Source organism: Thermoflexus hugenholtzii JAD2, assembly GCF_900187885.1.
GTDB classification, from domain to species: Bacteria; Chloroflexota; Anaerolineae; order Thermoflexales; family Thermoflexaceae; genus Thermoflexus; species Thermoflexus hugenholtzii.
The window spans coordinates 286641-301489 of record NZ_FYEK01000003.1; the positions used below are offsets into that span (position 1 = coordinate 286641).

Sequence of the window (14849 nt, forward strand, 5' to 3'; positions counted from 1 at the left end):
ACTGGTACCCAACGAAGGACGATGCCTGAAACGAGACCGTATAGGCGCTCGGCGTGATGCGGACGGTTTCCAGCATAACGCGCTCACTCCCCAGCCAGGCGAAGCACTTCCGCTTGCTGCATGGCTTCCAGAAGAGGTTTCACCGATGGAATGAGACCGGCCTGCTTGGCCCGGATCAACACTCCCGCCGTGCCGATGATACGGATCCCGAGCCGCTTTGCCCACGAGCGGGCCTTCCGGTCATCCACAATCCGCTGCCATCCCTTCTCCAGAGCCAAAGCGATGGCCTCCGCTTCACCGTCATCGACGACGAGGCGCAACACGCGAATCAGCCTCAGATCGGAGGGTGCCTGCACAATGAGCCAATCGACAGCCCGGCCGAACTCCTCCTGAACACTGGGCGGGATCACCAGGGGCTCGAAGAGCCCGTGCAGCAGTTCGAGGCGTCTGATCCGCTCCAGCACAATCAAGCATGTGCTGTCCGCAACGGCAGGCTCTTTCACCCCTCGATCTCCTCTTGCAGCTCTTCAGGAGGATAGGCGATGACCGGGACGCCATATCGGCCCAGCAGCTCCATGAAGGCACGCTTGGAATAACCCGCCAGTCGGGCTGCCTGGCCCAGGCTCAGACGCCCTAGTTCGTAGAGTTTGAAGGCCAGCAGGAGCCGGGCTTCGCCCTCTGAGATCTCCGGCGGCAGCTCGATCTGCAATTTGCCCATCGCTGTCATCCCCTCAAGGAGGCGGCCCATCCGGATCAGGCCGTTACCGATTCGCTGGAGGATAGGGGGCGGAATCCTGCCATGCTTCGGTCGTTCTTCCGCCACCCACGTCGACATTATGACTTTTTCAACATGCATTCACTAAAAAGAGGACCAAATCGTGGTGAGCGTGCGCTGGAAAAGGTGGATGTTCTCCAGGGCCTTTCCGGCCCCGATGGCGACGCAGGCCATGGGGGCGTCCGCGACGTAAGCCGGGACGCCGGTTTGCTGGGTCAGGAACTCGTCGATCCGCCGCAGCAGCGCCCCGCCCCCCACCATGGCCATCCCGCGATCGATGATGTCCGCAGCCAGCTCGGGGGGCGTGCGCTCCAGGACCGCCCGGACCACTCCCACTACCGCCTGAAGGGGCTCCTGGATGGCTTCCAGCACCTCATCGGAGCTCAGGGTGATCGTGCGCGGCAACCCGGTGACCAGATCGCGGCCCTGCACCTCCATGGTCAGGGGCGGATCCAGGGGCAGGGCCGTCCCGATCTGGATCTTCACCTGTTCCGCCGTCGGTTCCCCGATGGCCAGGTTGTATTTCCGACGCACGTATCCGATGATGGCCTCATCCATCCGGATGCCGCCCACCCGCACAGAGTGGGCGGTCACGATCCCCAGCATGGAGATCACCGCCGCTTCGGTGGTGCCACCCCCCAGGTCCACAACCATGTTCCCGGTGGGGGTGTCCACCGGCAGGCCCGCCCCCAGGGCCGCGGCCAAGGGCTCGGGGATCAGATAGACGTGTCCGGGGTGGGCGCCGGCCGCTACCGCAGCCTCATGCACCGCCCGGCTCTCCACGCTGGTCACCCCATAGGGGACCGAGATCATCACGTGAGGCCGGAAGAGGCGAAGGGGGCCACAGACCTTGTTGATGAAATACCGGAGCATCCGCTCGGTGACGTAGTAATCGGCGATCACGCCGTCCCGGAGGGGTCGGATGACCTCAATGATCTCCGGGGTGCGGCCATACATCGCTCGCGCTTCCTCTCCCACCGCCAGGATCTCATCCCCATCCACAGGCATGGCCACCACGGAGGGCTCTTGAAGGACGATGCCGCGCCCCACTTCGTAAACCAGCACGTTGGCGGTTCCCAGATCAATGCCCAAACGTTTAGTGAGCATCCCCGATGTGCTCCTCCATTGCATATTCCGTGGTCGGGCCCATCATGGCTCATCCCGTCCGGATCCGGCGCTTCTTTGGGATCCTGGCGGCTGAAAGAGGTTTTATGGTCCGGACGAGCTCTCCCGACGGATCCGGCGACGGCGGGCGACCTCCAGGCGGACCCGCGAGCGGCGCAGGGCGGCCAGAGCGGCGTTGAGATCCACGCCGGCCGGCCGCTCTTTGAGGAGCTGCTCCGCGCGCTGACGGGCCTCCTCGGCCCGGGCGATGTCGATCTCCTCCGCCCGCTCGGCGACGTCCGCCAGCACGATCACCTTCTCCGGGGTGACCTCCATAAAGCCCCCGTGGATGGCAAACCAGAGCTCCTCGCTCCCCCGGCGGGCCAGCAGCGGCCCGATCCCCAGGGCAGTGAGCAACGGTGCATGTCCGGGGAGGATTCCCAGCTCCCCTTCCACACCGGGGGCCACGACCATATCCACATCCCCGCTGAACAAAGCGCGTTCCTGGGTGACGATCTCCAGACGCAGAGGGCTCATCCGTCGATCTCCTCCTTCAGACGGCTCCAGCGGACCAGCAGCTCCGGAAGCTCCGCCTCCTGGGCCAGGTCGCGCACCGCCGCCTCGATGTAGGTCCAATCTAAAGAACCTCGCTGGCTTTCCAGAACCGCCTGCACATCTTGCTCGTCGATAGGCTCCCAACGAGCCAGTTTGTAGACGATCAGATCCTCCGGGGTGGCCAAGCGCAACGCCAACCCGAACAGCTCCACCTCCCGGGCGCGCCGGATCGCCTCCCGATCCAACCGAAAGGAGGCTTGATGCAAGTCTACCGAGAAACGGCGGGTGAAGAAGAGCTTGACCGGTCGCCCTTCCCGGAGGCGCAAGAAGGCCTCCGCGCTTGCGCGGAAGCCCGCCTCCCGCAAACGGTCTAAAAGGAAAGATGTCTGATCTGACGATAGGACCAGCACCACGTCCACATCCGCAGTGGTCCGGGCGATCCCCCACAAGGCGGCAGCCAGCCCTCCGATGATCACGTAGGGGATGCGGTTTGCCTCCAGGATGTGATGAAGACGCCGGATCATCTCCCGAAAGGGCGACGCCGCGGAGGAGCCTGCTATCCGCTCCACCTCTTCCATGAAGTCCTGGAGGGCCTCCACGATCTCGATGCGTTCCGGCAAGGTGGCGCCCGCCAGATCCCGCCGTTCCGCCTCGCGGAGGGCCCGGTAGTCTGCGACCATGCGCTGCCAGCGCCCCCGCGGATCCTGCCTCTCGAGGCTCATCGCAGCTCGCCCCGGCGCAGGCGCTCGGCTTTCTCGACCGCCTCATCGATGGTGCCGACCATGTAGAAGGCGGCCTCGGGTAGATCATCGTGCTTGCCTTCCAGGATCTCCTTGAACCCGCGCACCGTCTCCTTCAACGGGACGTAACGGCCGGGCAGGCCGGTGAACTGCTCGGCCACGAACATCGGCTGGCTGAAGAAGCGCTCGATCTTCCGGGCCCGGGCCACGATCAGCTTGTCTTCCTCCGAGAGCTCATCGATGCCCAGGATGGCGATAATATCCTGGAGGTCCTTGTAGCGCTGCAGCACCCGCTGCACCTCCCGGGCCACCGTGTAGTGCTCCTCGCCCACGATCCGCGGATCCAAGATCCGGCTGGTGGACGCCAGAGGATCCACTGCCGGGTAGATGCCTTTCTCGGCGATGCTCCGCTCCAGAGCGATGGTGGCATCCAGATGAGCGAAAGTGGCTACCGGCGCCGGATCGGAATAGTCGTCGGCAGGCACGTAGACCGCCTGCATAGAGGTGATGGCCCCGCGGCGGGTAGAGGTGATGCGCTCCTGGAGCTGACCCATCTCGAAAGCCAGGGTGGGCTGATACCCGACCGCCGAGGGCATGCGGCCGAGCAGCGCCGAGACCTCGGAGCCGGACATCACGAAGCGGAAGATGTTGTCGATGAAGATCAGGACGTCCCGCCCCTGATCCCGGAAATACTCCGCCATGGTGAGGGCGGTCAGGCCCACCCGCAGGCGCACCCCCGGGGGCTCGTTCATCTGGCCGAAGACCATCACGGTCTTGTCGATCACCCCGGCCTCGATCATCTCCCGGTAGAGCTGGGTGCCCTCGCGGGTGCGCTCCCCGATGCCAGCGAAGACCGAGATGCCCTTGTGGACGGTGGCGATGTTGCGGATGAGTTCCATGATGATCACCGTCTTGCCCACCCCAGCGCCCCCGAACACCGCCACCTTCCCGCCCCGCATGAAGGGAGCGATCAGATCGATGACCTTGAGGCCGGTCTCGAAGACCTCGATCTGTGTGGATTGCGCCTCCAGGGAAGGCGGGGGCTGGTGGATGGGCCGGTATTCCGTGGCGTGGACAGGGCCCTTGTCGTCGATGGGCTCCCCGAGCACGTTGAACACCCGGCCCAGGGTGGCCTCCCCGACCGGGACCGTGATGGGGGCTCCGGTATCATAGGCCACCATGCCCCGGCGCAGACCATCCGTGGTGTCCATGGCGATACAGCGCACCACACCGCCGCTCAGGTGCTGCTGCACCTCCAGCACCAGCCGGTGTCCGTCCCGGGGGATCTCGATCGCGTTATAGATATCGGGGAGCTCCTCGGGCGGGAACTCCACATCCACCACGTTCCCCATGATCTGCACGATCCGACCCACAGAGCCCTTGGCCATCCGTGTCCACCTCCTGAATTCAGATTCTGAGGCTCAGAGCAGGATGTCGAAACGTCCCTTCCGAGACGTTTTCCACGCACCGAATCCACGGAACAGGCCGCTTCAGCGGCCTGCGGGGGTGCGGACCCGCGCTTGGATCTGGGCGCGGGCAGCCTGGCGCATCGCCTCGGCGCCTCCTGCGATGTCCAGCATCTCGCTGGTGATGGACTGCTGGCGAGCTTTGTTGTAGCTCAAGGTCAGGGTGTAAATCAGGTTCTCCGCGTTCTCAGTCGCGTTGCGCATGGCTACCATGCGCGCGGAATGCTCGCTGGCCAAGCTTTCCAGAACCGCTTGATAGAGCTGGAGTTCCACAAAACGAGGCAAGATCACCTCTAACAACTGAGCCGGGTCCGGTTCGTAGATAAACGTCTTGTTGGCCACCGCCCGGGTGTCCAGCCGCTCCACGGCCTCCGGGACCGCCGGCTCATAAGCACCGGTGAGGCGGAGAGGGAGCAGCCGGCGGACGCGGGGGCGCTGGACCATGGTGTTGATGAAATCCGTATAGGCGACATAGACCTCATCGACGCTTCCCTTCAGAAACTCCTCCATCGCCAGGCGGGCGATGGGCCGCACGTCCGCAAAACGTGGCCAACGGGGCATGGGGGAGAAATCCGCGATCAAGGCCCCCCGCACCCGCGCCACGGCGTCCCGCCCCTTGCGGCCCACGGTCAGGAAGGCCACCGGGGCGCGGCTCACGGCAGCGAACCGGAAGGCCAGGCGGATGATGTTGTCGTTGTAAGCGCCGCACAGCCCGCGATCCGCGGTGATCAGAACCAACAGCACCCGATGGACCGGCCGGACCTCCAGCAGGGGATGCAGAAGAGCGCTGGCCTCCGCCTGATGGGCGAGATGGACCAGGACCTCCCAGGCCTTCTGGGAATAGGGGCGAGAGGCCAGCGTCATCTCCTGGGCCCGCCGCATCTTGGAGGCCGATACCGCCTCCATCGCCCGGGTGATCTGGGAGATGCTCCGCACGGTTCGAATGCGACGCCGCAATTCCCGAAGGGTAGGCACGACCGCAACCTCCTGTTCAGCCTGCGGATGAAAGCGCCTGCCAGCATTCAAGGATGGAAGGGAGGGGTTCCTGCCACAGCCACTCCGCCCGGATCCGGAACCCCGGCACCGCCTCCGAAACCACCCAGCCCTCGTGGATCTCCTCCGATTCATACCCCCTCCCCCGCCGCTCCACGATCACCACCTGCCCCTCCACATCCACCAGCCACAGCTCCCCCACCCCCGCCTCCCGATACAGCCGCCGCTTCTCCCCCAAATCATAGTCCCGCGTGGACTCCGAAAGCACCTCCACCACGAGGAGCGGGATCCCCTCCGCCCGCTGGCGGACGATCGGCACATGCCGGGGCAGGACCATCACATCCGGCGCGAACTGCCGGCGGCCAACCCGGAAGAGAGCGTTCCCTCCGACCACGCGCCCGATCCCGTGGGTCTCCGCGTAGAGACGGAGCAAGGCGAGCAAGAAAGCCTGGCGATCCTCATGGGAGAAACCCGCCGGCGAATGCACGATCATCACCCCGTCGAGGTATTCCGCCTTGAGATCCTCGTCGGCCAGGGCCTCGAACTCCGCCTCGCTCACCCCATACAGGCGAAGCAGGTAGGGATGATCGCTTCGCACTTCAAGCGAACGCAGGGCCTGCATCGCCGCTCCCCCGCATCAGCGCCCAGCATTCGAGGACGGAGGGGAGGGGTTCCTGCCACAGCCACTCCGCCCGGATCCGGAACCCCGGCACCGCCTCCGAAATCACCCAACCCTCGTGGATCTCCTCCGATTCATACCCCCGCCCCCGCCGCTCCACGACCACCACCTGCCCCTCCACATCCACCAGCCACAGCTCCCCCACCCCCGCCTCCCGATACAACCGCCGCTTCTCCCCCAAATCATAGTCCCGCGTCGACTCCGAAAGCACCTCCACCACGAGGTCCGGAGGCCCTTCCACTTCCTTCGGGCCGATCCGTTGTTCGTCTCGCACCACCATCACATCGGGGGCGAGCCGTCGCTCCCTCCACCGGAACACCGCGTTGCCTCCCAGCACCCGGCCCATCCGGTGGGCATCCGCATGGAGCTTCAAGAGGGTGGCAAGGAAGAGCTGGCGTTCCTCATGTCGAACGCTCGCCGGCGAATGCACGATCATCACCCCGTCGAGGTATTCCGCCTTGAGATCCTCGTCGGCCAGAGCCTCGAACTCTGCCTCGCTCACCCCATACAGGCGAAGCAGGTAGGGGTGGAAGGGCTGAATATCTACCCGGATGCGGGTGGGAATGGCGACGGCCATTGCGGGAGCCTCCCCTCACCCTGCCAGCCAGCCGCGGTTGAACTCCTCGATGGCGCGCCGCAGCTTCTCCTCGGTCTCCTTGGTGATCTCCTTACGTTCCGCGATATCACGGCCGACCTCGGGATAATTGGTGGCCATGAAACGCAAGAACTCCTTCTCCCACTGACGCACCCTCTCCACCGGGATGGCGTCCAGGTAGCCGTTGGTTCCGGCGAAGATGACCATCACCTGCTCCTCCAGGGGCATCGGCTCATACTGGGGTTGCTTGAGGATCTCCGTCAGCCGCTTGCCCCGCTCGATGATCGCCAGGGTGGTCTTATCGAGATCCGATCCGAACTGAACGAAGGCGGCCAGCTCCCGGAACTGGGCCATCTCCAGGCGCAGGCGCCCGGCCACCTGCTTCATGGCCTTCGTCTGGGCTGCGCCCCCCACCCGAGAGACCGAGATCCCCACGTTGATGGCCGGACGGATGCCGGCGTTGAAGAGGTCGGTCTCCAGATAGATCTGGCCGTCGGTGATGGAGATCACGTTGGTGGGGATGTAGGCCGAGACGTCTCCCAGTTGAGTCTCCACGATGGGCAGCGCCGTGAGGCTCCCGCCGGAGCCCTTCACTTTGAGGATTTTGAGGTTCTCCTTATCGGGACGGGCCTCCAGGGCCTTCAGGGCCTCCTTGTAGCCCAGAGGGCCGGTGTAGACCTTCCCGTCGACGCCCTCCCGAGCATCCTCGGGAGCATCCTTCGGCACGATGATGTATTTGTTGGCCAGCCGGGCGGCGCGCTCGAGAAGCCGGGAGTGGAGGTAGAAGATGTCGCCCGGGTAGGCCTCTCGGCCGGGCGGGCGCCGGAGCAGCAGGGAGACCTGACGGTAGGCCCAGGCGTGCTTGGTGAGATCGTCGTAGACGATGAGGGCGTCGTTGACCAGCTGGCCATCGACGATCACCCCGTTCTCCATCACCTCCTCCCCCATGGCGCATCCCGCGTAGGGGGCGATGTATTGCAGGGCGGCGGGGTCGGAGGCGGTGGCCGCCACCACGATGGTGTAATCCATCGCGCCGTAGCGCTCGAGGATATCGACCAGACGGGCCACCTGGGCGCGCTTCTGACCGATGGCCACGTAGATGCAGACCATCCCCTTGCCCTTCTGGTTGATGATGGTATCCACAGCGATGGCGGTCTTCCCCGTCTGGCGGTCGCCGATGATCAGCTCCCGCTGGCCGCGCCCGATGGGGATCATCGCGTCGATGGCCTTGATGCCTGTCTGCACCGGGGTGTCCACGTCCTGGCGCTTGGTCACACCGGGGGCGATGCGCTCGATGGGGCGGTAGCGATCCGTGACGATAGGCCCTTTCCCGTCCAGGGGTCGGCCCAGGGGGTCCACCACGCGACCCAGGAGGGCCTGGCCGACCGGCACCGAGGCGATGCGGCCGGTGCCCCGGACCTTCATCCCCTGGCGGATGCCGCTGAAATCTCCCAGGATGATGACGCCGACGTTATCGCGTTCCAGGTTGAAGGCGATGCCCATCACGCCGTTCTCGAACTCCACCAGCTCGCTGGCCATCACGTTGCGGAGGCCCGAGCACCGGGCGATGCCATCCCCGGCCTCGAGGACCTCGCCGATCTCAGCGACCTCCACCTCCGGGGTGTATGTCTCAATGCGCTGCTGTAAAGAGGCGATCAGCTCCTGCCAGGCGTCCGTCCGATCCGCCATCGTCCACCTCACGTCCAGTGGGATATCGGAACCCCGCTTCGACTCCGTTGTGAAAGGCGTCACGGAGATAATTATAACTCAGACAGCTTCCCTTCATGACCTCAGACGGGCCACCGTCTCCGCGTCCAGGCGTTGCACCAGGGCTGTGACCAGCGCGATGGCTTGTTCGACATCGTCCCGATGGACAATGCCCCCATGGCTATGGATATGCCGAGCGGGGACGCCGAGGACCAGCGTGGGCACCCCTCCTTTATGCAGATGAATGACGCCGCCGTCCGTGGCGCCTCCCTCGATCACCGAGAACTGAATGGGAATCCCCAGGACGCGGGCGGTTTCCACCGCCAGATCCCGTAGGCGGAGGTTCGGGATCATGCGAGCATCGTAGACGACGATGGTGGGGCCACCGCCCAGCTTCACCGTAGACTCCTCGGGCTTGATGCCCGGAACATCCCCAGCGATGTCCGATTCCAGGATCAAGGCCACCTCGGGGCTCACCTTCTCCACACTCGTGGCCGCCCCCCGCAGGCCCACTTCCTCCTGGACCGTCGCCACAGCGTAGACGGTGTTGGGGTGCCCCTCTTGAGCCAGGCGGCGCATGACCTCCACCAGCACCGCGCAGCCCACCCGGTCATCGAAGGCCTTGGCGAGGTATGTCTTGCCGCCGGCCAGCACCTGGAACGGCGCCAGGGGCACGATGGGGTCGCCGATACGCACCCCGGCCTCCTCCACCTCTTTCGCCGAGGTGGCACCGATGTCGATATACATATCCTTTTTCTCGACCACCTTCTTGCGCTCATCCGGTGGAAGCAAATGAGGTGGCTTAGCGCCGATCACGCCGATCACATCTCCTTTATGTGTCTTGATGACAACACGCTGCCCCAGTAGCACCTGATCGAACCATCCACCCAGGGGGGTGAAGCGGATGAAGCCTTCGGGGGTGATGTGCTTGACCATGAAGCCGATCTCGTCCATGTGGGCTGCCAGCATCACTCGAGGCCCGCCTTCGCCGCGCCGGCAGATCAGGCTGCCGATGTTGTCCTGCTCGATCTCCCCCAGGCCTTCCAGGAGACGACGCATCACCTCGCGGACCTCGGCCTCATAACCCGGAACGCCGTGGGCCTCGGTTAAGACCTTCAGCAACCCCGCCAGGTCATCGCTCATCGTCCGCCTCCTGATTCATCGAAATGTAACGCAAGGAACAAGCGCTTACAGGACGGAAAGGCTCTGTGGGACCGAGAGCCGCTCGTGATCCCAGCGGCCGCCCATGGTCATCAGGCCATAGCGCTCCGGATGCCGGCCGCGCACCACCCGGAAGACATAAGCTCGATCGTGATAATCGAAGATCTCGCTGTCCCGCTCATCTGTGGCAGCCACCGAGATCAAATAGGTGCCCTCCAGGAGCGGAAGAGTGGGGATCGTATAGATGATCTCCCCCTCTCCCTCTACCCAAGGGATCTCGAAACCGGAGAAGGCTGTGTTGGGGCCGCAGATGTGAACCCCATCCTGTCGATGGATGGCCAGGCCGAAGATCGGTCGCTCGATCCGTTTCTCCGCGCGATAACGCAGATGGATGCGCATGGTCTCCCCAGTCTCGAAGTGATAACGCTCCCGGCCCTCGCCATCGGTCAGGTAGACCCGCTGGATCCGCACGCGCCCGCTCCCCCTGCGCGCGGGCCCTTCCTGCCGATTGTGATCCCGAAGAGCCTGGTCCTCCCGCTCGCGGACCTGATCCAGATAGGCCTGGACCACACTGGATGGCATCCCCTCCATCCGGATCCGACCGTGATCGAACCAGAGGGCGCGGTGACACAGCCGCTGCACCGCTTCCAGATCGTGGGAGACCAGCAGGATGGTCACTCCGGCCTGCTGGAGGGCCATCAGATGATCCACGCATTTGCGCTGGAAAGCCGCGTCGCCCACCGCCAGCACCTCGTCCACCAGCAGGATCTCCGGATCCAGGTAGACGGAGACGGCGAAAGCCAGACGGACATACATCCCGGAGGAGTAGTGCTTGACGGGGACATCGATGTAGTCCTCCAGCTCGGCGAAGGCGACGATGGCCTCCAGGCGGCGGGCCATCTCCCGGCGGGGGATGCCCAGGAAGGCGCCGTTCAGGAAGACATTCTCCCGGCCCGTGAGCTCCGGGTGGAAACCCACCCCCAGTTCCAACAGGGCGGCTACCCGTCCCCACACCTCCACCCGGCCGGACGTGGGCTTCAGGACCCGAGCAACCAGCTTGAGCACGGTGCTCTTGCCCGCCCCGTTGGGCCCGATCAGTCCCACGGTCTCACCGGGCTTCACCTCGAAGGAGACATCCCGCAGTGCCCAGAAAACCTCCGCCGGAGGTCGCCGCCAGAGCCGCCACCCTTCGACGAACAGCTCATGAAAGGAGCGAGGGCGCTGGCGATGGGCATGGAACCGTTTGGAGACCCGGTCGAAACGGATCATCGCGCCATCCATACGCTTCACGCGCGGACACCGAGCCGGCTGGCCACGATCTCCGCGATCTCCTCCGGATGGCGGGCGACGGGGATGCCCACGCTCTCCAGCTTGGCGATCTTTTCTGCGGCAGAGCCGGTTCCCCCTTCGATGATCGCTCCCGCGTGGCCCATGCGCTTGCCCGGAGGCGCCGTGCGCCCGGCGATGAAGGCCGTCACCGGCTTGCTCATCTTCGTGGCGATGAAATCCGCCGCCCGTTCCTCCTCCGTGCCGCCGATCTCGCCGATCAGCACAACATGCTCCGTTTGCGGATCTTCCTCAAACATCGCCAGGACTTCCACGAAATTGGTTCCGGGGATGGGATCGCCGCCGATCCCCACACAGGTGCTCTGGCCGATGCCCAGCTGGCTCAGGGCCGCGATCACCTCATAGGTCAGGGTCCCCGAGCGCGAGACGATGCCCACCGGGCCCGGGCGGGTGATGTGGCCGGGGATGATCCCCACCTTGCATTCCCCCGGGGTGATCAGACCCGGTCCGTTGGGCCCGATCAGCCGCACGCCCTTACGATCCAGGTAAGCCCGGACCCGAATCATGTCCTGAACGGGGATCCCCTCCGTAATGCAGACGATCAGGGGAACTCCCGCGTCGGCCGCTTCCAAGATGGCGTCGGGGGCGAAGCGGGCAGGGACGAAGATCACCGAGCAGTTGGCCCCAGTGGCCTCTACGGCCTCCTTCACGGTGTCGAACACCGGCACCCCCAGGATCCACTGCCCGCCCTTGCCCGGGGTGACCCCGGCCACCACCTGCGTGCCGTATTCCAGCATCTGCTGGGTGTGGAACTGGCCTTCACGGCCCGTGATCCCCTGCACCACCACACGGGTATTGCGATGGACCAGGATGCTCATCACCGATCTCCTCCTCGAGGGAATGACCGCCATCCGCTCTTATTCGCCGGATCCCGGGTCTTCTTCCCGCCGCCAGAGGCACTGGCCCTCCCGGAAGGCGATCCAGACCAAAGAGCCGGGCTGTCCGGATAGGGCGCGTGCCTCTTCCTCTGTGTAGACGAATATCTCGAGAGGCAAATCTGAGCGCAGAGGGATATACCGTAGCGCACGATCCTCGAAACGCCCCTCTGCCTCACGCACGATCAACAACAGATCCACATCGCTTCCCGGCCACTCCTCCCCTCGCGCGTAGGATCCAAACAGCCAGACCTCGCGGACCTCCCGCGCCGGCTCAATGATCTCCTTCAACCAGCGCGCCAGGCCGCTCTGAATCCTCTGGCGATCAGCCTTCCAGATTCGCACGGACATAGCTCAGGATCTCCTCGGCGAGTGAAGGGCCTCCAGCGCCTCACGGCGAGTATAGAGTTCAAAGGGTGCCCCGGCCGGATGGGCGTTCGGATATCGGGGGCCGATGTAATATTTATCCAGAATGCGCGCCGCCTCGAGCAGGCTTTCAGGGATCTCCTCGCCGAGCTGCCCTAACAACAACCGCACGGAATGTCCCCAGGCGATCTGGTTTCGTTTCATATAAAGGGCTTTCAAGGCTTTCTCCGCAGCCTGCTGGGCTGCGAAGCAGGCCCAAGCATAATCCTCTAGCCGCAGGCTCTCTCGAGCATGCTGAAGATCCGCCTGAGCCTGTCGCCACCAGTCCCGCCATCGGTTCATTGCCGTTGCTCCGGCCCGGAGATCGCGGAGGATCCATGCCCATCGCCGGCCAGGCGCACGGCTTGCTGGGCGGCCTCCACGAGAGTGGTGGCGGTATACAAGGCGACCCCCTGGGCCTGTTGCAGGATCGCCCGGCCTTCGGCCTCGTTGGTGCCCACCAGCCGGACGACCACGGGCACACGAGGACGGACCATCTCGAAGGCGGCCAGCATCCCCCGGGCGACCTCATCGCAACGGGTGATGCCACCGAAGATGTTGATCAGCACCGCCTTCACGTTGGGGTCCGAGAGGATCAGGCGCATGGCCGCCGCCACCCGCTCCGCGCTCGCCCCGCCCCCGATGTCCAGGAAGTTCGCCGGGCGCCCTCCATAGAGCTGGATGATGTCCATGGTCGCCATCGCCAGGCCGGCCCCGTTGACCATGCACCCGATGTTGCCATCCAGCTGCACGTAGCTGATCCCGTATTTGCGGGCCTCCCGCTCCGTCGGCGTCTCCTCGTCCTCATCGCGCATGGCCGCCAGATCCGGATGACGGAACAGGGCGTTGTCGTCGATGATCACCTTCCCGTCCAGGGCCAACAGCGCCGGGCCGGGCACCACAGCCAGGGGATTGATCTCCGCCAGGGTCGCATCGTTCTCCTCGAAACAGCGATACAGGCCAAGGGCGATCTGGGTGAAGGAAGCCCAGAGGGAACGATCCAGCCCGATCCCTGCCGCCAGGGTCCGGGCCTGATATTCCCGCAGGCCGAGCTCCGGCTCAATGATCACCCGAACGATTTTCTCCGGCGTGGTCCGGGCGACCTCCTCGATGTCCACACCGCCTGCCGAGGAGGCCATGGCCACGACCCGCCGGCGCGCCCGGTCGATGGTGAGCCCCAGGTAGAGCTCCGCCTGGATCTCCGCCGCCTCATCCACCAGGACCCGGCGCACAGGCAGGCCTTTGAGGGTCATGCTGAGGATTTGCTCGGCGATCTGCTCCGCCTCCTCCGGGGTACGCGCCAGGCGAATCCCCCCCGCCTTGCCGCGCCCGCCCACCAGGACCTGGGCCTTGACGACCACCGGCTTCCCCAGCTCCTTGGCGATGGCCCGGGCTTCCTCCGGGCTGGTCGCCACCTTCCCCCGGGGGATCGGGATCCCATACCGCGCGAAGAGCTGTTTGGACTGGAACTCATGTAGCTTCATTGTTCCTCCCTCTGCGTTGAACTGGAGATCTCTGGGTGCAGACGCTCCAAGAACCCCCGAAACGCCTGAAGGTCGTGGGAGACATCTTCAAAGCACTTCGGGAGACCGCGCGCCAGCTCCCTCAGGCGGGCTCGATCGAACACAAAGACATAGACGTTTCGAACCACATGGCGGAACCGACGGTATTCATCGAGACAATCCCGCGTGCTACGCCGGAGCACTGCCGGTCGGAGGGTGGGGATCTCCACGCTTGCCTGACGCAAGAGCTCCTCATGCCCGTGGGGACCCTCCGGCACTGCCTGATCCACCACCCGGGCGATCTCATAGAGGATACGTTCCACGCCGGAATAGAACCCATGGAGATTGAGGGCAATGGCATCCCAATAGGCCTCTTCCTCCGAGCGAAGCGCCTGCTCCAGGAAGCGGGTCGCGCGTTCCACCACCCGCCGCAGATCCTCCAGATCCCCTTCGATTCGACCGATCAGCAACCGCACCTCAGGCCTCACAGGTCCACCCCCTCTTCTTCGATGCGGCGGAGCAGCCGGGGCGCGTCCCGAAGCGCTTCCAGAGGAACGAGATCCACGCGGAAATCCGGGGCCAACTCCGCCAGGGCGGCCTCCGCTTCGCCCAGACGCTCGGGGGGAACACCCTCCACCGCCAGATCGATATCGGAGCGCTCCCGGAACCACGGGGTGAGGAGCGAGCCGAAGGCCCGCACCCGACGGGCACCGAAGTGTTCCTTTAATAATCGGGCGGCGGCGCGGGCCACCGCCCAGGCCCGCTCCTGACGCCGGGCCCGCCGGGCTTCCTCCTCCGCCCAGCGCCGTCGCCAGGCCTCACGATACGCCTCCAGCTCCTCTGGGGTGAGATCCGCCGCCGTCTTCGGCATCCCCTACGCTCTGGAAAAGAGATCCGAACCCGATTATAGCACGTGCCTTCCTTCACGAAAGGTATGGGCGCAAC

18 protein-coding genes are annotated in these 14849 nt (G+C 65.0%); all 18 read right to left on the minus strand.

Annotated features, from left to right (window positions below; all coding sequences use genetic code 11):
- Positions 1–83: 83 nt before the first annotated feature.
- On the minus strand, positions 84–503 hold the full coding sequence (locus CFB18_RS01805) for a PIN domain-containing protein (RefSeq protein WP_088570089.1): 420 nt from the start codon (positions 501–503) through the stop codon (positions 84–86).
- Positions 500–718, minus strand: coding sequence for a UPF0175 family protein (locus CFB18_RS01810; RefSeq protein WP_088570090.1), 219 nt, complete (start codon positions 716–718; stop codon positions 500–502). The genes CFB18_RS01805 and CFB18_RS01810 overlap by 4 nt, the downstream gene beginning before the upstream one ends.
- A gap of 141 nt (positions 719–859) precedes the next feature.
- Positions 860–1882 (minus strand): rod shape-determining protein, encoded by a 1023-nt coding sequence (mreB, locus tag CFB18_RS01815; protein ID WP_088570091.1) that lies wholly within the window; start codon positions 1880–1882, stop codon positions 860–862.
- Between the two features lie 102 nt (positions 1883–1984).
- Positions 1985–2416 carry a F0F1 ATP synthase subunit epsilon gene (locus CFB18_RS01820; RefSeq protein ID WP_088570092.1) on the minus strand — a complete coding sequence of 144 codons (432 nt, stop codon included), beginning with the start codon at positions 2414–2416 and terminating at the stop codon, positions 1985–1987.
- Positions 2413–3156, minus strand: a complete 744-nt coding sequence (locus CFB18_RS01825; RefSeq protein ID WP_088570093.1) for a nucleotidyltransferase — start codon at positions 3154–3156, stop codon at positions 2413–2415. Before CFB18_RS01825 ends, CFB18_RS01820 begins: the two co-directional genes overlap by 4 nt.
- Positions 3153–4562: a F0F1 ATP synthase subunit beta gene (atpD, locus tag CFB18_RS01830; protein WP_088570094.1), complete on the minus strand. Its 1410-nt coding sequence runs from the start codon at positions 4560–4562 to the stop codon at positions 3153–3155. Before atpD ends, CFB18_RS01825 begins: the two co-directional genes overlap by 4 nt.
- Before the next feature lie 102 nt (positions 4563–4664).
- Positions 4665–5615, minus strand: a complete 951-nt coding sequence (gene atpG / locus CFB18_RS01835) for an ATP synthase F1 subunit gamma (RefSeq protein WP_088570095.1) — start codon at positions 5613–5615, stop codon at positions 4665–4667.
- A gap of 16 nt (positions 5616–5631) precedes the next feature.
- Complete coding sequence (locus CFB18_RS01840) at positions 5632–6255, minus strand: Uma2 family endonuclease (RefSeq protein WP_088570096.1); 624 nt, start codon at positions 6253–6255, stop codon at positions 5632–5634.
- Positions 6233–6889 (minus strand): Uma2 family endonuclease, encoded by a 657-nt coding sequence (locus tag CFB18_RS01845; protein WP_088570097.1) that lies wholly within the window; start codon positions 6887–6889, stop codon positions 6233–6235. The genes CFB18_RS01840 and CFB18_RS01845 overlap by 23 nt, the downstream gene beginning before the upstream one ends.
- A gap of 15 nt (positions 6890–6904) precedes the next feature.
- Positions 6905–8596 (minus strand): F0F1 ATP synthase subunit alpha, encoded by a 1692-nt coding sequence (gene atpA / locus CFB18_RS01850; protein WP_088570098.1) that lies wholly within the window; start codon positions 8594–8596, stop codon positions 6905–6907.
- A 93-nt stretch (positions 8597–8689) separates the two neighbouring features.
- Positions 8690–9757, minus strand: coding sequence for a M42 family metallopeptidase (locus tag CFB18_RS01855; protein ID WP_088570099.1), 1068 nt, complete (start codon positions 9755–9757; stop codon positions 8690–8692).
- A 45-nt stretch (positions 9758–9802) separates the two neighbouring features.
- Entirely contained in the window at positions 9803–11044 is a 1242-nt protein-coding gene (locus CFB18_RS01860; RefSeq protein ID WP_159461524.1) for an ABC transporter ATP-binding protein, read from the minus strand.
- 17 nt (positions 11045–11061) lie between these two features.
- The gene (gene sucD / locus CFB18_RS01865) at positions 11062–11940 is read right to left on the minus strand and encodes a succinate--CoA ligase subunit alpha (protein WP_088570101.1); all 879 of its coding nucleotides are present in this window, start codon (positions 11938–11940) and stop codon (positions 11062–11064) included.
- Between the two features lie 39 nt (positions 11941–11979).
- Positions 11980–12348, minus strand: a complete 369-nt coding sequence (locus CFB18_RS01870) for a nucleotidyltransferase domain-containing protein (RefSeq protein WP_088570102.1) — start codon at positions 12346–12348, stop codon at positions 11980–11982.
- Between the two features lie 3 nt (positions 12349–12351).
- Entirely contained in the window at positions 12352–12705 is a 354-nt protein-coding gene (locus tag CFB18_RS01875; protein ID WP_200808029.1) for a HEPN domain-containing protein, read from the minus strand.
- Entirely contained in the window at positions 12702–13886 is a 1185-nt protein-coding gene (gene sucC / locus CFB18_RS01880) for an ADP-forming succinate--CoA ligase subunit beta (RefSeq protein WP_088570103.1), read from the minus strand. The genes CFB18_RS01875 and sucC overlap by 4 nt, the downstream gene beginning before the upstream one ends.
- Positions 13883–14380 carry a ribonuclease toxin HepT-like protein gene (locus CFB18_RS01885; protein ID WP_200808030.1) on the minus strand — a complete coding sequence of 166 codons (498 nt, stop codon included), beginning with the start codon at positions 14378–14380 and terminating at the stop codon, positions 13883–13885. Before CFB18_RS01885 ends, sucC begins: the two co-directional genes overlap by 4 nt.
- An 8-nt stretch (positions 14381–14388) precedes the next feature.
- A complete protein-coding gene (locus tag CFB18_RS01890; protein WP_088570105.1) occupies positions 14389–14775 on the minus strand; it encodes a nucleotidyltransferase family protein in 387 nt (128 codons plus the stop codon).
- Positions 14776–14849 lie beyond the last annotated feature (74 nt).